This is a genomic window from Mesorhizobium sp. M1D.F.Ca.ET.231.01.1.1, assembly GCF_003999155.2.
Lineage (GTDB): Bacteria > Pseudomonadota > Alphaproteobacteria > Rhizobiales > Rhizobiaceae > Mesorhizobium.
This window is the reverse complement of sequence record NZ_RZOZ02000003.1, coordinates 415,679-433,879: the sequence shown is the minus strand read 5'-3', so window position 1 is coordinate 433,879 and position 18,201 is coordinate 415,679. Positions and strand designations below refer to the sequence as shown.

The 18,201-nt window shown below is 65.2% G+C and carries 20 protein-coding genes; 6 read left to right on the top strand and 14 right to left on the bottom strand.

Annotation, left to right across the window (positions count from 1 at the left end):
* Nucleotides 1-85 precede the first annotated feature (85 nt).
* From EN874_RS11575 to EN874_RS11555, 5 genes are all read right to left on the bottom strand, one after another.
* Nucleotides 86-1,741, bottom strand: a complete 1,656-nt coding sequence (locus EN874_RS11575) for an FAD-binding dehydrogenase (RefSeq protein ID WP_127424876.1) — start codon at nt 1,739-1,741, stop codon at nt 86-88.
* Between the two features lie 37 nt (nt 1,742-1,778).
* Nucleotides 1,779-2,765 (bottom strand): Gfo/Idh/MocA family oxidoreductase, encoded by a 987-nt coding sequence (locus EN874_RS11570; protein WP_127424875.1) that lies wholly within the window; start codon nt 2,763-2,765, stop codon nt 1,779-1,781.
* Between the two features lie 269 nt (nt 2,766-3,034).
* Nucleotides 3,035-3,610, bottom strand: a complete 576-nt coding sequence (locus tag EN874_RS11565; RefSeq protein WP_127424874.1) for a YceI family protein — start codon at nt 3,608-3,610, stop codon at nt 3,035-3,037.
* Between the two features lie 67 nt (nt 3,611-3,677).
* A complete protein-coding gene (locus EN874_RS11560) occupies nt 3,678-4,250 on the bottom strand; it encodes a cytochrome b (protein WP_127424873.1) in 573 nt (190 codons plus the stop codon).
* Between the two features lie 42 nt (nt 4,251-4,292).
* Nucleotides 4,293-5,183 (bottom strand): LysR family transcriptional regulator, encoded by an 891-nt coding sequence (locus EN874_RS11555; protein ID WP_127425036.1) that lies wholly within the window; start codon nt 5,181-5,183, stop codon nt 4,293-4,295.
* Nucleotides 5,184-5,279: 96 nt separating this feature from the next.
* Between EN874_RS11555 and EN874_RS11550 the strand changes: the two genes are divergently transcribed.
* Nucleotides 5,280-6,275 (top strand): aldo/keto reductase, encoded by a 996-nt coding sequence (locus EN874_RS11550; RefSeq protein WP_127424872.1) that lies wholly within the window; start codon nt 5,280-5,282, stop codon nt 6,273-6,275.
* A 254-nt stretch (nt 6,276-6,529) separates the two neighbouring features.
* Here EN874_RS11550 and EN874_RS11540 read toward each other — a convergent pair whose 3' ends face one another.
* The 8 genes from EN874_RS11540 to infC all read right to left on the bottom strand — a co-directional run bounded on the left by EN874_RS11540 (nt 6,530) and on the right by infC (nt 13,571).
* Nucleotides 6,530-7,132 (bottom strand): nucleotidyltransferase family protein, encoded by a 603-nt coding sequence (locus tag EN874_RS11540; RefSeq protein ID WP_127424871.1) that lies wholly within the window; start codon nt 7,130-7,132, stop codon nt 6,530-6,532.
* A 45-nt stretch (nt 7,133-7,177) separates the two neighbouring features.
* Nucleotides 7,178-9,586, bottom strand: coding sequence for a phenylalanine--tRNA ligase subunit beta (pheT, locus tag EN874_RS11535; protein WP_127424870.1), 2,409 nt, complete (start codon nt 9,584-9,586; stop codon nt 7,178-7,180).
* A complete protein-coding gene (locus EN874_RS11530) occupies nt 9,583-10,035 on the bottom strand; it encodes a GFA family protein (protein WP_127424869.1) in 453 nt (150 codons plus the stop codon). The genes pheT and EN874_RS11530 overlap by 4 nt, the downstream gene beginning before the upstream one ends.
* Nucleotides 10,032-11,117 carry a phenylalanine--tRNA ligase subunit alpha gene (pheS, locus tag EN874_RS11525; protein ID WP_127424868.1) on the bottom strand — a complete coding sequence of 362 codons (1,086 nt, stop codon included), beginning with the start codon at nt 11,115-11,117 and terminating at the stop codon, nt 10,032-10,034. Before pheS ends, EN874_RS11530 begins: the two co-directional genes overlap by 4 nt.
* A 96-nt stretch (nt 11,118-11,213) precedes the next feature.
* Nucleotides 11,214-11,615 carry a 50S ribosomal protein L20 gene (gene rplT / locus EN874_RS11520; RefSeq protein ID WP_071100686.1) on the bottom strand — a complete coding sequence of 134 codons (402 nt, stop codon included), beginning with the start codon at nt 11,613-11,615 and terminating at the stop codon, nt 11,214-11,216.
* A 94-nt stretch (nt 11,616-11,709) separates the two neighbouring features.
* Nucleotides 11,710-11,913 (bottom strand): 50S ribosomal protein L35, encoded by a 204-nt coding sequence (rpmI, locus tag EN874_RS11515; protein ID WP_027166935.1) that lies wholly within the window; start codon nt 11,911-11,913, stop codon nt 11,710-11,712.
* 264 nt (nt 11,914-12,177) lie between these two features.
* Nucleotides 12,178-12,825: an isoprenylcysteine carboxylmethyltransferase family protein gene (locus tag EN874_RS11510; protein WP_127424867.1), complete on the bottom strand. Its 648-nt coding sequence runs from the start codon at nt 12,823-12,825 to the stop codon at nt 12,178-12,180.
* 209 nt (nt 12,826-13,034) lie between these two features.
* Nucleotides 13,035-13,571, bottom strand: a complete 537-nt coding sequence (gene infC / locus EN874_RS11505; RefSeq protein ID WP_081482097.1) for a translation initiation factor IF-3 — start codon at nt 13,569-13,571, stop codon at nt 13,035-13,037.
* Between the two features lie 214 nt (nt 13,572-13,785).
* Between infC and EN874_RS11500 the strand changes: the two genes are divergently transcribed.
* The 4 genes from EN874_RS11500 to EN874_RS11485 all read left to right on the top strand — a co-directional run bounded on the left by EN874_RS11500 (nt 13,786) and on the right by EN874_RS11485 (nt 17,179).
* Nucleotides 13,786-14,556, top strand: a complete 771-nt coding sequence (locus EN874_RS11500) for an alpha/beta hydrolase (protein WP_127424866.1) — start codon at nt 13,786-13,788, stop codon at nt 14,554-14,556.
* 2 nt (nt 14,557-14,558) lie between these two features.
* Nucleotides 14,559-15,701 carry a benzoate/H(+) symporter BenE family transporter gene (locus tag EN874_RS11495; protein ID WP_127424865.1) on the top strand — a complete coding sequence of 381 codons (1,143 nt, stop codon included), beginning with the start codon at nt 14,559-14,561 and terminating at the stop codon, nt 15,699-15,701.
* 115 nt (nt 15,702-15,816) lie between these two features.
* Nucleotides 15,817-16,299, top strand: a complete 483-nt coding sequence (locus EN874_RS11490; protein ID WP_126086546.1) for a DUF2852 domain-containing protein — start codon at nt 15,817-15,819, stop codon at nt 16,297-16,299.
* 121 nt (nt 16,300-16,420) lie between these two features.
* A complete protein-coding gene (locus tag EN874_RS11485) occupies nt 16,421-17,179 on the top strand; it encodes a M48 family metallopeptidase (protein WP_127424864.1) in 759 nt (252 codons plus the stop codon).
* A gap of 30 nt (nt 17,180-17,209) precedes the next feature.
* Here the strand turns inward: EN874_RS11485 and EN874_RS11480 are convergent, their stop codons facing one another.
* The gene (locus EN874_RS11480) at nt 17,210-17,428 is read right to left on the bottom strand and encodes a hypothetical protein (protein ID WP_126086544.1); all 219 of its coding nucleotides are present in this window, start codon (nt 17,426-17,428) and stop codon (nt 17,210-17,212) included.
* A gap of 111 nt (nt 17,429-17,539) precedes the next feature.
* Between EN874_RS11480 and EN874_RS11475 the strand changes: the two genes are divergently transcribed.
* Nucleotides 17,540-18,199, top strand: coding sequence for a phosphoribosylanthranilate isomerase (locus EN874_RS11475; RefSeq protein WP_127425035.1), 660 nt, complete (start codon nt 17,540-17,542; stop codon nt 18,197-18,199).
* Nucleotides 18,200-18,201 lie beyond the last annotated feature (2 nt).

Genomic DNA, 18,201 nt, shown 5'->3' with positions numbered 1-18,201 from the left:
ATGGCCGATCCATGACGATCAGGCGACCTCACGATCATTTGATGAGGTCGTGTCTCATGCGGCGATCGATCGCCGGACTTCGTCCTCAGCCGGCCGCCTTTGCCGCGGCTCGCCCAGCGCTGCGGCCGGAGAAGATGCAGCCGCCAAGGAAAGTGCCTTCCAGCGCCGCATAGCCGTGCACGCCACCGCCGCCGAAGCCCGCCGCTTCGCCTACCGCATAAAGCCCCGGCACCGGCTGGCCCTCGGCGTCGAGCACGCGGCTGTCGAGGTCGGTCTGCAGGCCGCCAAGCGTCTTGCGGGTCAGGATATTGAGGCGCACCGCGATCAGCGGGCCGTTCGCCGGATCGAGCATCTTGTGCGGCCTGGCCGTGCGGATCAGCTTGTCGCCGAGATAGGCGCGCGCGCCGCGCAGCGCAGTGACCTGCGCATCCTTGGAGAACGGGTTGTCGAGCTGCATGTCGCGGGCGCGGATCTCGCGCTCGACCTGGGCGACCTCGAGCAGCGGCTCGTCGCCGGCCAGCGCGTTCATGCGCGCTACCAGCTTCGAAAGGTCGGCCTCGACTATGAAATCCTCGCCCTTTTCCATGAAGGCTTTTACCGGGCCGGGAATGCCCGACGTGGCGCGGCCCAGCACCTGCCGCCAGCTTTTGCCGGTGAGGTCCGGGTTCTGCTCCGAGCCCGACAGCGCGAACTCCTTCTGGATGATCTTCTTGGTCAGGATGAACCAGGAATAATCGAAGCCGGTGCCCATGATGTGGCTGAGCGTGGCAAGTGTGTCGAAGCCGGGATAAAGCGGCACCGGCAGCCGTTTTCCGCGCGCGTCGAGCCAGAGCGATGACGGGCCGGGCAGGATGCGGATCGCGTGCTCGCTCCAGATCGGCGCCCAGTTCTTGATGCCCTCGACATAGTGCCACATGCGGTCGCGATTGATGATCGACCCGCCGGCCTGTTCGGTGATGGCCAGCATGCGGCCGTCGACATGGTCCGGCACACCGGTGATCATCCGCTTCGGCGGCGCGCCCAGCCGCGCCGGCCAGTTCTTGCGCACCAATTCGTGATTGCCGCCTATGCCGCCGGAGGCGACGATCACCGCCTGCGCCCGCAGCTCGAAATCGCTGACGATCTCGCGCGAGCTTTTATGCCCGCGCTCGACGCTGCTTGGCTCGAGAATGTCGCCGCGCACGCCGGTCACGGTCTTGCCGGTCCGCGTGATTTCATTGACCCGGTGGCGGAACCTGAATTGGACAAGCCCGCGCTTTTGCGCCTCGCGCACACGCAGCACGAAAGGCTCGAGCACGCCGGGGCCGGTGCCCCAGGTGACGTGGAAACGCGGCACCGAATTGCCGTGGCCGGTCGCATTGCCGCCGCCGCGCTCGGCCCAGCCGACGACCGGGAAGAACTTTATCCCGCGCTGGATCAGCCAGGAGCGCTTCTCGCCGGCGGCGAAGCCGACATAGGCTTCCGCCCATTTGCGCGGCCAGAAATCCTCCGGACGGTCGAAGGCGGCGGTGCCCATCCAGTCCTCGAGCGCCAGGTCATGCGAATCGCGAATGCGCATGCGCCGCTGCTCGGGGGAATCGACGAGAAAGAGTCCGCCGAACGACCAGAAGGCCTGGCCGCCCAGCGATTGTTCCGGCTCCTGGTCGACGATGATGATCTTCTTGCCGGCGTCGGCAAGTTCTGCCGCGGCCACGAGGCCTGCAAGCCCCGCGCCGACAATGATGACGTCCGCGTCAGCCATGTTTTCCTCCGCCAAAATCCGCCGTTCGGCGACTATCTCAGACGGGCTCCCAGCCGTCTTTCTCGCCGGCGCGGAAGATGGCGTCGATGACTTTCTGGTTGAGCACCGATTCCTCCAGCGTGAAGACGCGTTCCTTGCCGCCCTGGGCGGCGCGCACGAAGGCCTCGCATTCCAGCCGGTACTGCTGCGTGCCGGGGAAGCGGAACACCTGCGCCTCGGTATGGTTCTGGTTGTGCAGCTCGACGCGGTGGTGGTCGTAGAGCCCGGCGTTGAAGGGCGAAAACACCTCGATGAAGCCCTTCTCGCCGTGGAAGACCATCACCTGGCGCGCCGCCATCTGCGTCGAGAGATAGAAGGACAGCTCGAAGTCGCCGAAATCGGCGCGGATCGAGGAAAAGATGTCGGTGCCGAAGGTCTTGTCGCGCTCGATCGTCGCCTGCACGCGGAGCGGCTCCTTGCCGGTCGAGAATCGCGTCGACACCGTCGGATAGACGCCGATGTCGGGCAGCGCGCCGCCGCCGAGGTCGAGCTTGTTGCGCATGTTGTTAGGGTCGACATTGTAATAGGAGAACGCGCCCTGCACATGGCGGAGCCGGCCGATGGCGCCGCCGGCGATAAGGTCGCGCACCTTGATCCATTGCGGATGATAGACGACCATGAAGGCCTCGCAGACCTGCACCCTCTTTTCGTCGCGCAGCTTGATCAGCGGCGCGATGTCCCTGGCGTCGAGGGCCAGCGGCTTCTCGACCAGCACATGTTTTCCCGCTTCGATCGCCTTTGCCGTCCACTCGACATGCTGCGAGGTGGGCAGCGGGATGTAGACGCCGTCGACCTCCTTGGAGGCAAGCAGCTCCTCATAGGAGCCGAAGGCGTGGCGGGCGCCGAAGCGGTCGGCCAGCGCGCTCGCCTTCGACAGGTCGCGGCTGGCGATCGCCGACAGCACGCCGTTTTCCGAGTCCACAATTGCCGGCAAAAGCTGCTCGCGGCCGATCTTGGCCGTCGACAGAACACCCCATCGGAACATTGTGCTTCTCCATGTCGATTTACAGGCGACGAGGTTTGCCCGAAATCGGCGGAAAAGCCAATGCGGTGCCCGGGTCACAAAGCGCCTTCGTCATCCTCGGGCTTGACCCGAGGATCCATTCCGTGGCCTGTGACGTAAAGTGCAACGGTGCAGAATTCTGTAGCCGTTGCAATGCCTTAGCGTCACGGAATGGATCCTAGGGTCTGCGCGCGTCGCTTCGCTCCTTGCTTCGCCCTAGGATGACGAACCCGAGGAAGCGGGGCTTAGAACTAGCCCCTTCTACCCATCAGCGTCATGTCGAAGTCGACGACGTTGGAATAGAGCGGCGTACCGACATCCATGCCGTAGCGCGATCGCAGCACCTTGCCCGTGACATGGAATTTGATCGTGCCGGACTTCAGCCCGTCGAGCTCGGCGGTGAATTTCTCCGAGAACGTCTTGCCGCGCGCGGTCAGCCTGCCGGTCACCAGCGCGGTCGTGTCGCCGGTGCGGGTCACGTTTGTCGAGCGGAACTGGATCTCCGGATTGTTGGCGCTGTCGAACACCGCGTCTGAGCGCAGGAAGGCGTCGATGCGGCCCTGTCCGGTGCCGACGCTTTCCGGATAGATGGTGAGGTCGACCTTCGAGCGGCCGACATCGGCATTGTCGATGCGGATCGTGCCCTTGAAGCGGCCGAAGGCGCCGTCGAAGCCGCCGCCGCCCGCCTTGCCGATGGTGAAGCGGATGCTGGAGCCCGCCGGGCTGATCGTGTAGCTGCCGGCGGCGTCGCTGAGGGCCACTGCCGCGACGGCGGGCACGGCAAGGCAAGCGGCAAAAGCCGCAAATCCGAGGATGCGCGCATGCATGGAAATCTGTCCTATCCTGAGCCAGCGCATTGCTGTCTTCCCGCCACCAACGAACGGGCTGCCCGCTCTATTCCCGTCCTGACGAAGGCGTGATTATGCGCGCCAGCACGGTGTCGCGCAGCAGGAAATGGTGGCGAAGTGCGGCGGCGACATGCAGCGCCACCAGCGCGATGCCGGCATAGGCGAGGTACCAGTGCGCCGCCGACCAGAAGCTTTCCGCCGCGTCGGATTCGCTGAGCGGCAGGTCGGGCATGACGAACAGGTTGAACGGCATGGTCGGGATTTCCAGCGTCGAGACCGAAACCAGCGCCCAGCCGGAGACTGGCAAGGCGACCTGGAACGCATAGAGCGCGAAATGCGCCAGCGGCGCTGCCCTGCGTTCCAATGTGCCGACCGAAGGCGGGAGCGCCGGCGCTTGATTGCCGAGCCGCCAGGCGATGCGCAGGATGATCAGCCCAAGCAGCAGGAAGCCGAAGGATTTGTGCAGCTGGATCAGCTCGAAGGACGCCCGCTGGCTTTCGATCCGCATCATGACGAAGCCGAGCACGAACTGGCCTATGAAGATGATGCCGATCAGCCAGTGGAGGATGATCATCGCCCAGCCATAGCGGGTTGTGGTGTTGGTGATGGATGCCTGCATGGTGCGCAAACGCTCCTGCTTCCGGCTTTCTTCCGGGCTCCGCTATCCGCCCACCTTGAAGAAATCGACGAAGGCCCGCAGCGCCGGCCGCATCTGGCGCCGGCTCGGATAATAGACGAAGAAGCCGTCGAAGGACGGGCACCAGTCCTCCAGCACGCGGATCAGCCGGCCGTCGGCGAGCGGGGCCCGCACGTAGGGCTCGAAGACGAAGGCGAGGCCTGCGCCGTCGACCGCCGCCTGGGCGATCAGATGGTCCTCGTCGAGGATCAGCGGCCCTTGCGCGGCGATCTCTATTTCCTCGCCGTCCTTCTCGAACTCCCAGCGGTAGAGGATGCCGCTGGAGAAGCGGAAGCGGATGCAGCGGTGGTCGGCCAGCTCGCGCGGATGGCGCGGCTTCCGCATCGTCGCGAAATAGGATGGCGCGCCGACGACGGCGCCGCGAAGGTCGGGCCCGATGCGCACCGCGATCATGTCGCGCTGCAGGCTTTCGCCGAGCCGCACCCCGGCGTCGAAGCCGCCCTCGACCACGTCGGTGAAGCGGTCCTCGATAACGATCTCCAGCACGATATCGGGATAGGCGGCTGCGAAGGCGGCGAGCCGCGGCGTCAGCGCCAGATGCGCGGCGGTGCGCGGCACGCTGAGCCTGAGATTGCCGGCCGGCCGGTCGCGCGCCTCGACCGCCGTCTCCAGCGCCAGGTCGATCTCGGAAAGCGCCGGCCGCAGCCGTTCCAAGAGCTGCGCACCTTCCTCCGTCGGCGCGACGCTGCGCGTGCTGCGGGCCAAGAGCCGCACGCCGAGCCGGGCTTCCAGGCTCGACACCGCATGGCTGACCGCCGACGGCGCGATGCCGAGCTCGCGCGCGGCGCCGCGAAAGCTGGCGCACTGGGCGACGGTCGCGAGCACCGCGAGCTGGGAAAGGTTCGTTCGGTTCATTGATCTATCTTGTAGAACAAGCCGTACCAAAGTAGCCAGATTATCGAACGAGATGCAAGGCGCTATCTCCCTCCCATCGCAACAAGGAGATGCGCCATGCAAAACCGCAAACTTGGAACTGAACTCGAAGTCTTCCCCGTCGGCCTCGGCTGCATGGGCATGAGCTTCGGCTATGGCGGCCAGCCGGAAGCCGAGGCGATCGCCACGCTGCGCCGTGCCGTCGAGATCGGCGTCACCTTCTTCGACACCGCCGAAGTCTATGGCCCTTATGAAAACGAGATCCTGCTCGGCAAGGCGCTGAAGCCGGTGCGTGACCAGGTGACGATCGCCACCAAATTCGGCTTCAAGATCCTGGAGCAAGGCACCGGCACCGACCGCATGGCCGGCGTCGACAGCCGTCCCGAGCACGTCAAGGCGGTGGCGGAAGCCTCGCTGAAGCGCTTGAACACCGACGTCATCGATCTCTACTACCAGCACCGGGTCGACCCGAACGTGCCGATCGAGGATACGGTCGGCGCCATGGCCGAGCTGGTACGCGCGGGCAAGGTACGCGCGCTCGGCCTCTCGGAGGCAAGTGCAGCGACCATCCGCCGGGCGCATGCCGTGCATCCGATCGCCGCCGTGCAGAGCGAATATTCGCTGTGGAGCCGCGATCCCGAGGACGAGGTTTTTGCCGTCTGCCGCGAGCTCGGCATCGGCTTTGTGCCCTACAGCCCGCTCGGCCGCGGCCTGCTCACCGGCACGATCGCCAAGCCGGACGCTCTCGGCGCCGGCGACTGGCGCCTCGGCCTGCCGCGCTTCCAGGCCGAAGCCATGGCAGCCAACAACGCCGTCATCGCGGTGCTGGAAAAGCTGGCGGCGGAAAAGGGCGTGACGTCGGCGCAACTGGCGCTCGCCTGGGTGCTGCACCAGGGCGATTTCATCGTGCCGATCCCCGGCGCGCGCAAGATCCGCCATCTGGAGCAGAACACGGCGGCGGCCGGGATCGGGCTGAGCGCCGCCGAGGCTGCGGCGATCGGCGACGCGCTGTCGCCCGACAAGGTGGTCGGCAAGCGCTATACGGAGGAACTGCTGGCGCTGGTGAATGGGTAGACGTTTCAGCATCCGCTTGCTTGGAGATGCTGGCGGGACAGCGCCCCCCTCTGCCCTGCCGGGCATCTCCCCCACAAGTTGGGGGGAGATTGGATGTCACCTTGGCTTTCGCCAATCGCCGACGTTGGAGAAAGGGGCGGAGCGCTGAAGCTGCTGATCTCCCCCCTCGTGGGGGAGATGTCCGGCTGGACAGAGGGGGGCGCTGTCCCGCCGACAAAGGGCTCTTTATCCACTCGAGCGTTGGTAATTAGCGCCTACCAAGGCACCACTGTAGTCTCCGGCCAGAACTCCTTCGCCCGCGCTCCCTTCGCCTCATGCGTTCGCCGATTGTCCATCACCCGGTTCGGCGTAATCCGAAATGAAAAGAGGTCATCAAGCCCGAACGGCGCCACCAACTCCAACCCTCCGTCGCGGCCGAACCTCACCCCGACCGCATGTGTCTTCGAGGCAAAATAGCTGACGGATTCACCGGCGCTCGTATAGCGCGGACAGTCTTGCCCGAACTTCTCCGGATACCACAGATGCACGCGCGCCTGGTTGCGCACCTCGACCGGCAGCGTCAGCCCATCGAAATGCCGCGCTGCCCTGCGTATCACCGCGTCCTCGGCCTCGTAGGAGAGGTCGGCGTCGTCGAAATAGAACAGGTCGACATCCTTGATGCCGTAGCCTGGCGGCTTGCCGGTCAGATGGTTCCAGACGCTGTTGTAGAGCGCGCCGGAAACCACCAGCCAGTCCGGCAAGGCAAGCGCACGCACCCGAGCCAGCGTCTCTGCCAGCAAAGGGTCTGCCGCGACGATGCCAAGGAAGGCCGCGCGCTGCTCGTCGAAGGCAAGCCCGGAATAGCGGAGATGGTGCATCGCCCTTTGGAGGGCGATTCGCCATCGCTGCGCAATGGCTATGTCCTACGCCCGCAGCACGCCGCCCGTCTGCTTGTTGACGTTCTCGACGATGCGTTTTGCGAGCGCCTCGAAATCCTCGTCGGTCAGCGTCTTTTCGACCGGCTGGATCGACACTTCGATGGCGATCGACTTCTTGGCAGCGCCGAGCGTCGCGCCCTCGAAGACGTCGAACACCGAAACGCCGGTGACCAGCTTCTTGTCGGCGGCCAACGCCGCCCTGACCAGCGCGCCGGCCTCGACCGACCTGTCGACGACGAAGGCGAAGTCGCGCTTCACCGCCTGGAAGGGCGACAGCTCCAGCTTCGGCTTGGTGCGCGTCGGCTTGGCCTTCGGCTCCGGCACGGCGTCGACAAAGACCTCGAAGCCGCAGAGCGGCCCGCCAGCGTCGAGCGTTTCCAGCGTCTTCGGATGGAACTCGCCGAAGGTGCCGAGCACGGTCTTCGGCCCGAGCTTGATGGTGCCTGAGCGCCCGGGATGGTACCAGGCCGGGCCGCCGGGCTCGATCTGCAGCCGGTCGACCGGCGCGCCGCAGGCCTCGAGCGCCGCGATCGCGTCGGCCTTGGCGTCGAACACGCCGACCGCACCGGCATTGCCGGACCAGCTGCGGCCGGAGCCGTCGAGCTTGGCCGTGCCGCGCCGCACGCCGGCGGCAACGCGGCGCTGCTGGTCGGGCAGGTCGCCTTCGTAGGTGCCGGATACCTCGAACAGCGCCACATCGCCGATGCCGCGGTCGGCATTGCGCTGCGCGGCAGCGATCAGCCCCGGCAGCAGCGAAGGCCGCATGTAGGACATGTCGGCGGCGATCGGGTTGGCGAGCTTCAGCCCGTTCTGGCCGCCGCCGAACAGCTCGGCGTGCTTCGCCGGAATGAACGACCAGGTGACCGCCTCCATCATGCCGCGCACGGCAAGCGCGCGCTTGGCGGCGCGGGTGCGCACCTGCAGCGTGGTCAGGATCCTGCCGTTGACCGCATCATGCGAGGTAAGCGGCTGGGCCAGGATGTTGTCGACGCCGTGGATGCGCATCACTTCCTCGACGAGGTCGGCCTTGCCCTCGACATCCGGCCGCCAGGACGGCACCTTCACCTCGACGGCGTCCCCGGAGCTGCGCGGCTCGAAGCCGAGCCGCGTCAGGATGCCGAGCGCTTCCTCTCTCGGCACCTCGATGCCGGTCAGCCGCTTCACTTCCGAAAGCGGGAAGAAGATGATCTTCGGCTTGTGGCCGGCATAGCCAGCCACTTCGATTTCCGTCGGCGTGCCGCCGCAGAAATCGAGCACCAGCTTGGTCGCGAGCTCGACGCCGGGCACCATGAATTCGGGATCGACGCCGCGCTCGAAGCGGTAGCGGGCATCGCTGATGATGCCGAGCGTGCGGCCTGTGCGCGCCGTCGTGATCGGGTCCCAGAGCGCCGATTCGATCAGCACGTCGGTGGTGTTATCGTCGCAGCCCGAATGCTCGCCGCCCATGATGCCGGCGATCGATTCGACACCATTGTCGTCGGCGATCACGCACATCTCCGGCGTCAGCGTGTATTCGCGCCCGTCGAGCGCCAGCACCTTCTCGCCGTCCTTGGCGCGGCGCACGACGAGATTGCCGGCGACCTTGTTGGCGTCGAAGACGTGCAGCGGCCGGCCGCGGTCGAAGGTGACGTAGTTGGTGATGTCGACCAGCGCGCTGATCGGGCGCAAGCCGATGGCGAGCAGCCGTTGCTGCAGCCATTTCGGCGACGGGCCGTTCTTCACGCCCCTCACCAGCGTCAGCGCGAAGCCGGGGCAGAGCTCCGGCGCCTCGATCTTGACCTTGACCGGGCACATGCCTTCGCCGGCATGCGGCATGATCGCGCCGCCGGTGAGGCGGCCGAGCCCGCTCGCCGCGAGATCGCGGGCGATGCCGTAGACGCTGGTCGCATCCGGCCGGTTCGGCGTCAAATTGATCTCGATGACCGGATCGTCGAGATGCGCGTAAGCCGCGAAGCTGGTGCCGACCGGCGCCTCCTCGGGCAGGTCGATGATGCCGTTGTGCTCGTCGGAGATTTCCAGCTCGCGCTCCGAGCACATCATGCCGTGGCTTTCGACGCCGCGGATCTTGCCGACGGAAAGCGTCACGTCGATGCCGGGAACATAGGTGCCGGGCGCGGCGAAGGCGCCGATCAGGCCGGCGCGGGCGTTCGGCGCGCCGCACACGACCTGCACCGGCGGCTTGCCGTCGCCGGTATCGACGGTCAGCACGCGCAGCCGGTCGGCGTCGGGATGCTGCACCGCCGTCAGCACCCTCGCGATGACGAAGGGCTTCAGGCTCGCCTTGTCGTCGACATGCTCGACTTCGAGACCGATCGCGGTCAGCCGCTCGACGATCTCGGCGAGCAAGGCGTCGGTCTCGAGATGATCCTTGAGCCAGGAGAGGGTGAATTTCATGGTTGTGTTCCGTCTGGTCTTTGCCCGTTGGGCCATTGTCCGTCTGGCCGGGGCACGCTGGTCCTGAGATGGCGCGGCAGGTCGTCCGGCATGTGCAGGAAGGGCAGTTGCTCGCGCACATGGGCATGCAGCGTCGGCTTGAAATAGGCCGGCATGTCCATCGAACCGAGCGTGAAATAGATGTGGCCCGCCAGCCGCTCGTCGACATAGGCGATCGGCGAGCCGCAGATGCCGCAGAATGAGCGCGTCACCGGGCCGTTCTCGAACCTCTTCAGCGCCTTGCCGTCCAACGCGACCTGGTCGGCCATGAAGCCGACAAAGGCCGACACCGGCGCGCCGCTGGCGCGTCGGCAATCGCTGCAATGGCAATAGCTGATGTGGTGCGGCTCGGCTGACGCTTCGAACCGCACCGCGCCGCAGCGGCAGCCGCCGGTGTGCGGGGCAGTCATGTCGACAGCCCCCCGAACAGCGTCGGCAGGTCGAGCGGGCGGAAGCCGTAATGCGTGAGCCAGCGCACATCGGCGTCGAAGAAGGCGCGCAGGTCCGGCATGCCGTATTTCAGCATGGCGATGCGGTCGATGCCCATGCCCCAGGCGAAGCCCTGGTACTCGTCGGGATCGAGCCCGCCGTGACGCAGCACATTGGGATGGACCATGCCGCAGCCCAGGATCTCCATCCAGTCGGAGCCTTCGCCGAAGCGCACTTCGCCCGGACGCGAACGGTCGCACTGGATGTCGACCTCAAGGCTGGGCTCGGTGAACGGGAAGAAGGACGGCCGGAAACGCATCTTGACGCTCGGCACCTCGAAGAAGGCCTTGCAGAACTCCTCCAGCACCCACTTCATGTTGGCGATGTTGGCGGTTTTGTCGATCACCAGTCCCTCGACCTGGTGGAACATCGGCGAATGCGTGGCGTCCGAATCCTGCCGGTAGGTCTTGCCGGGGATGACGATGCGGATCGGCGGCTTCTGCCGCTCCATGGTGCGGATCTGCACGGGCGAGGTGTGCGTGCGCAACAGCTTGCGCTCGCCCGTCTCGTCCGGCTGGAAGAAGAAGGTGTCGTGCATCTCGCGCGCCGGATGTCCCTCGGGGAAGTTGAGTGCGGTGAAATTGTAGTAGTCGGTCTCGATGTCCGGGCCTTCGGCGATCGAGAAGCCGAGGTCGCCGAAGATCGCCGCGATCTCGTCGATCACCTGGCTGATCGGATGGATACGGCCGCGCTCGGCCGGCGACTGCCGCACCGGCAGCGTCACGTCGAGGGTCTCGGCCGCGAGCCTGGCGGCGATCGCCACGTCCTTCAATTCCGCCTTGCGCGCCGTCAGCGCTTCGGTGACGCGATTCTTCAGCCCATTGATCGCCGGGCCCTTCACCTGCCGCTCCTCGGCGCTCATGGCGCCGAGCGTCTTCAGCATTTCGGAGACCGAGCCCTTCTTGCCCAGCGCCGAGACGCGCACCGCCTCGATCGCCTGCTCGTCGGCTGCCGAAGCGATATCGGCCATCAGGGAATTTTCGAGAGTTTCCATGTCGCTCATGTTCCGGACCCGATTGGAAGCAAAGAAAAACCCGCGCCAGCCCTGCCAGCGCGGGTTTCCCAAATCAAGTGGCGAATATGCTTGGGAAGACGCTGGTTAGGCTACAGCGCTCTCAAACGCATTCGGCGTGGTGTTCTTCAAGTATTCGAGCGCGACCTTGGCCTTGGCGACCAGTGCTGCGAAAGCCTGCGGCTCGTGGATGGCCATGTCCGACAGGATCTTGCGATCGATCTCGATGCCGGCCTTGTTGAGGCCGTCGATGAAGCGGCCATAGGTCAGGCCGTGCTCATGCACCGCCGCGTTGATGCGCTGGATCCACAGCGCGCGGAACGAGCGCTTGCGGTTCTTGCGGTCGCGATAGGCGTACTGCAGCGACTTCTCCACCGCCTGCTTGGCGATGCGGATGGTGTTCTTGCGGCGGCCGTAGAAACCCTTGGCGGCTTTCAGGACCTTCTTGTGCTTGGCGTGGGCGGTGACGCCTCTCTTTACGCGTGCCATGTCATGATCTCCTTAAAAGCAATTCCAGGAAAAGTGCCTAGCGGTTTTCCGTTCGGAATTGCGTAAAACAAAAAGCTGTTCCGGACCGAAATGCTTAAAGGCCGTTCGGCAGAAAATTCTTGATGACCTTCTTGCCGTCCGGTTCAGCCAGAACCATCGTGCCGCGGGCATCGCGAATGAACTTGTTGGAACGCTTGATCATGCCGTGGCGCTTGCCGGCGGCAGCCGACAGCACCTTGCCGGTGGCAGTAATCTTGAACCGCTTCTTGGCGGCCGATTTGGTCTTCATCTTGGGCATTTTGCTACTCCGTAATGTGGCGCACCATTGCGCTTCTTGTTCGCTTCGGGCCGACCAAAGCCCGAAAAGCAAATGAAACCGCCACGGCATGCCCTGCCGGGCGGTTTTCTTGGAACGGCGGTCCTATAGATCAAACAGGGCGCGCGCGCAACACCTCAACCGATGCGACGCTCTGTCCTGCCGGATACAAACTGCGGCCGGCAGGAACGAGTCGAGCTTCAGGTCAGGCCGCGTCGACCGGCCTCACCTGAAGATCACCTGTTCCTACGGCAGGCGGAACCACACCGGCAGCATCCCCGACTGCTGCGCGCCGTCGATCAGCTCGAAAGCCGGCAGCGCCACCAGGAACACCAGCCCGTCGAGCAGCGTGTTCAACAAAAGGCGCGGCTTGAAGCCGCCGGTGTCGCCCTCCTGGTAGAGCGAGAGCTTCGGAAAGAAGCGCGGCACGCGCGCCAGATAGGCCTCGTAAGGGGCGCCGAGCGCCTGCCTGAGGAATTTCTCCTCGCGCAGGATGACGATATGGAATGCGCCCGCGCACAGAAGCGCGAACAGGACGATGCCGCTGAACGAACCGATCTGCGCGCCGACACCGGCGGCGGCCACGGTCGAGAACACATAGAGCGGATTGCGGGTGATCGAATAGGGCCCGTCGGTGACCACCTCGGAGGACTTGCGCCCACCGATATAGAGCGTGGACCACAAGCGCCCGACGACGCCGAGGAAGATCAGCAGCACGCCGAACATCTCGATCGACTCGTGCATCGGCGTGTCCGGAGGGAAAGTCGACTGGCCGAACAGCAATGCCGCGAACAGCATGACCACCAGCACCGCCAGCACCAGGCGGCGCATCTGCTGGTAGCCACCCATTCCGGCAGGTGGGTTGTCGTTGGCGAATTTCACGTCATCGACCATGATTTGCAGTCCGATCGTCGAGGGGTTGGCGGCGATCGGATAAGGCGCCCGGCCGATCGTCGGGACGCCGTGCTCCGCAATTCAGGCGGATTTTAGAGCACGATGCCGTAGGAGCCGGTCAACTCTATTTCCCGAAACCGTGATGGATACGACCTGTTCGGGAACCGCTCCTATCGGAACAGGCAAGGAAAGGCGAAGGCGCCCGCCGGTCAGCGGGGCGCCAGCACCATCATCATCTGGCGGCCTTCGAGCTTCGGCTCGGCCTCTACCTTGGCGATCGGCGCCACTTCCTCGCGCACCTTGTTCAGGAGTTGCATGCCGAGCTCCATATGCGCCATCTCGCGGCCGCGGAAGCGGAGCGTCAGCTTGACCTTGTCGCCTTCCTCGAAGAAGCGCCGCACGGCCTTCATCTTGGTTTCGTAGTCATGGCTGTCGATGTTCGGGCGCATCTTGATCTCCTTGATCTCGATGACCTTCTGGTTCTTGCGCGCTTCGGCCGCCTTCTTCTGGTTGGCGTATTTCAGCTTGCCGAGATCGAGGATCTTGACGACGGGCGGCACGGCATTGGGCGATATCTCGACGAGATCGAGCCCGGCCTCTTCGGCGAGCAGCAATGCGTCGTTGATGGAAACGTCGCCACGGTTCTGGCCTTCGGCGTCGATAAGCTGGACTCGGGGGACCCGGATGTCTCGGTTGGAGCGCGGACCGTCCTTAGTGGGGGCCGCTGCTTTGAAAGGTCTGCGAATGGTCGTGGTCTCCTCGGCCGTTTCGTTCAGGGTTCTTTGAGTTCAATTGCTTGGACGCGCCTATGTGGTGAGCGCGCGGCCGGAGTCAATAGCACAGCCTCGCCAGGAAATCACCTGCAAGTGTGCCATCGCCTGCACCAAGCGAAGAAACGGCCCGAGCACTTTCCGGCGAACCGCCGGTTGTGCCAAAAGACCGGCCTGGAAGGACAAGGTCATGAACGCCAGCACACCAGTTTTCATCGACGTCGACGGATCGGAGATCGCGGTCAGGCACGTACCGGGTTCAGCGCCGGGCATCGTCTGGCTGGGCGGCTACAAATCCGACATGCTGGGCACCAAGGCCGAGGCGCTGTCGGCCTGGACGGGCAGCGAAGGCCGCGCCTGTCTGCGCCACGATTATTCCGGGCATGGTGAGTCGGGCGGCGATTTCGCCGCCGGCACGATCTCGAAATGGCTGGCCGAAAGCCTCGCCGTCTTCCGGCGCTTCGGCAAGGGCAAGCAGATCCTGGTCGGCTCCTCGATGGGGGCATGGATCGCGCTGCGCATGGTGGAGGAATTGCGCAAGGCGGGCGACACCAGCGTCGCCGGCCTTGTGCTGCTTGCGCCGGCGCCGGACTTTACTGTCGAATTGATCGAACCGGTGCTGACCAAGGCACAGAAGCGCGACCTTTCGAAAAAGGGATTTTTTGAGGAGCCGTCCGACTATTCGGCCGAGCCCTACATCTACACGCGCGCGCTGATCGAGGACGGCCGCGCCAACCGGGTGATGACCGGACCGATCGACACCCACTGCCCCGTGCATATCCTGCAGGGCCTGGCCGATTCCGACGTGCCGTCCGGCCATGCGCTGAAGCTCGCGGCCCTTCTGCCGGCGGACGACGTCACGCTGTCGCTGATCCCCGACGGCGACCATCGCCTGTCCCGCCCCGAGGATCTCGACATGCTCAAGCGCGCCGTCGGCGACATGGTCCAGCGGGTCGCCTGACGATGCGTATTTCCATCCCGATATCGGCCTTCGTCGCGGCGATCGTCGGCTTTGGCGGCACGCTGGCCATCGTCATTGCCGCCGCCAAGGCGATCGGCGCCACCCAGATCGAGACCGCGAGCGGGGTCACGGCGATCTGCCTGGCCATGGCCGTCGAATGCCTGTGGCTGTCCTGGCGCACCAGGATGCCGGTCATCACCGCCTGGTCGACGCCCGGCCTGGCGCTGATCGCCGCCTCCAGCGGCTTCACCATGCCGCAAGCCGTCGGCGCCTTCATCGTTACCGGCATCCTGTTGATCGCCACCGGCCTGTTCAAGCCGCTGACCCGGCTGATCGCCATGATTCCCGCCTCGGTGGCTTCCGGCATGCTGGCCGGCATCCTGGTCGGCTTCGGCATCAATGCGGTGAAGGCCATTCCGACCGATCCCTGGCTGATCCTGCCGCTGATCGCCGCTTTCTTCGTCATCCGGCTGTTCAACCCGGCGGTGTCGGTGCTGGTGGTGCTGATCGGCGGCGGCCTTGCCGCCTTCCTCACCGGCCGCGTCGGCGGCCTGCCGGCGCCGGAACTGTCGACGCTGACGCTGATTGCGCCGCAGTTCACCGTCTCGGCGATCGTCGGCCTGGCCCTGCCGCTCTATCTCGTCACCATGGCCTCGCAGAACCTGTCCGGCCTCGCCGTGCTGAAGGCGGCAGGCTACCATCCGGAACCCGGCCCGCTGATCGGCGTCACCGGCTTCTTTTCGCTGCTTTCGGCGCCGTTCGGCGCTTCGACCACCAATCTGGCGGCGATCTCGGCCGCCATCTGCACCGGCCCGGATGTCCATCCGGATCCCGGCGAGCGCTGGAAGACCGGCCCGTTCTATGCGCTCGCCTACCTGGTCTTCGCCATCTTCGGCGCCTCGCTGGTGGCGATCTTCGCCGTCCTGCCGCAGAGCCTGATCGTGCTGGTCGCCGGCCTGGCGCTGATGGCGCCGCTTTCCAACGCGCTGTCGATCGCGCTCCACGACACGGGCGAGCGCATGCCGGCGACCGTCACCTTCGCGGTAACGGCCTCGGGGCTCACGCTCTTCGGTGTCGGCGCGGCGTTCTGGGGGCTGGTAGCCGGAATAGCAGTGCTTTTCCTCGAAAAACTCAAAAAGCGATAATCATTTCAGCGGTTTCGCCGGTTTTGGGCGGCCTTGCCTTGAATCGCCGATTTCGCCTTCCCATTTCGATTCCACGCAGCCGATCAGGCTGTCTCCAACGGAAGGATTGGGAGAAATGAACACAACCGCATTGATCCGTCCGGCCTGGACGCCGGCGACCATCGCGCTGATGGTGATCGGCTTCATGGTGTTCTGGCCGCTCGGCTTCGCCATGCTCGCCTACATCATCTGGGGCGACCGGCTCGATGGCTTCAAGCGCGACGTCAACCGCGCCACCGACGGCATCTTCGCCGGCTGCCGCCGCAGCTCCGACAAGGCCGCCCGCTGGGGCCACGGCTCTTCCCGCACCGGCAACGTCGCTTTCGACGACTGGCGCGAGAAGGAGCTCGAGCGCCTCGCCGAGGAGCGCCGCAAGCTCGACGAGATGCTGAACGAGTTCGACGAATATGCCCGCGAGCTGCGCCGCGCCAAGGATCAGGAAGAGTTCGACCGGTTCATGGCTGAACGCAACAAGCGGACTGCGCCGACCGCCACGAACGATACGGCCGGAAAGACTGCCCCAAATCACGACAAGGGTACCAACCTGCTTGACGACTGAGGCCAGGCGACAGGCCCCGGTATCATATGCGGCGTCGCGCAAAGCGGCGCCGTTTCTTTTTTGTTCTCCATAGTCCCTTCAGCGCACTGGCCGTTTTCCTCGAATCGCGTATCGTCCAGCCATGTCCATCGGCTTCTTTCGCAACCTGACCAAGCCCAAGCCCGCTCCCGTCGTGGAGCGCGAGCACTGCGTCGCCGGCCGCACGCTGCCGCTCAAGATCGTCGAGAGCGCCAGGGCCCGGCGGCTGACGCTGCGCATCGATTCCGGCGGCCAGGGCCTGCGCATCACCGTGCCGCCCGGCTTGCGCCGCGGCGAGGTGGAGAAGTTCCTCGACCGTCATCAGGACTGGTTGGAGCAGCGCCTGGCCAAGGTGCCGACGCGCCCGCAGGTCAGGCCCGGCATCAAGGTCCCGATTCGCGGCGTGCCGCATCGCATCGTCCATGAGCCGGCGAAACGCGGCACCGTCACCATCGCGCGCGATGATCGCGGCCCGCTGCTGATCGTCCATGGCGAGCGCGTGCACCTGCCGCGCCGAATCGCCGACTATCTGAAACGCGAGGCCAAGCGCGAGATCGAGAAGCTGGTGGTCAAGCACACCGAAGCGATCGGCAAGCACGCCAAGGCGATCCGGTACAAGGATACCTCCAGCCGCTGGGGGTCATGCACCTCGGAGGGCAATCTCTCCTTCTCGTGGCGCATCATGATGGCGCCGCCGCCGGTGATAAACTACCTGGTGGCGCATGAGGTCGCGCATCTGAAGGAGATGAACCACGGCCCGAAATTCTGGAAGCTGTGCGAAAAGCTCTGTCCCGACACCGAGCGTTGCAAGGACTGGCTGAAGCGCAATGGCGGCGCCCTGCAGGCGATCGTGTTCGAGTAGACGGTGAAGCTGCGGCGGGCGATAGGATGCTCAATCATCGTTCGCCGCGTTGAGCTCCTCCGGCCGCAACCCTTCCTCGCTCGGATGCGGCCAGGGCAGGAAGTTGCTGTCGAAGGCATCGCTGCCGAAATAGTCGAGCGCCCGGTGCGCCTCGGCGCCGTTGAAGTCGGACTTCGCCATCAGATGGACGATCACCTCGCGCGCCTGCGCGATCTTCTGCCTGAGTTCGGCGACGGTCTGGTCGGCCATGGTCGTCTGCTCCCGCCTGCATTGCCTTAGATTCAAGTTAGCGCTTTCTGATCGCCCGGCAACAGCATGCTTTTTCTCGACTCTTCGGCCGTTTCGTGCCAATCCCGCGCCATGACGCTCGACATCAAGATCTGCGGGTTGAAGACCGATGCCGCGATGGCCGCCGCCCTTGCCGGCGGCGCCAGCCATGTCGGCTTCATCTTCTTCGCCAAAAGCCCGCGCTTCATCGACCCTGCGGACGCCGGCCGGCTGCGCCAGGCGGCAACCGGAAAGGCCAAGGCGGTCGCCGTCACCGTCGATGCCGACGATGCCTTCCTGGACGAGATCGTCGCCAAAATGCGCCCCGACATGCTGCAGCTGCATGGATCCGAAACCCCCGCGCGGGTGGCGGAGCTGAAGGCGCGCTACGGCCTGCCGGTCATGAAGGTGCTGTCGGTCGGCGAAGCGGCCGATCTCGAACGGATCAAACCCTATATCGGCATCGCCGACCGCCTGATGTTCGACGCCAAGCCGCCCAAGGGGTCGCAATTGCCGGGCGGCAACGGCGTCGCCTTCGACTGGCGCATCCTTGCCGGCCTTGACGCCGGCCTCGATTACATGCTTTCCGGAGGGGTCAACGCCGCCAATGTCGGCGATGCCCTGAGACTGGCCAATCCGCCCGCGATAGACATTTCGTCGGGCGTGGAAAGCGCTCCGGGCGTCAAGGATCCGGCGCTGATCGAGCAGTTTTTCCGGGCCGTCAGGGCCGCGCGCGACGATCGCGCCGCCTGAAC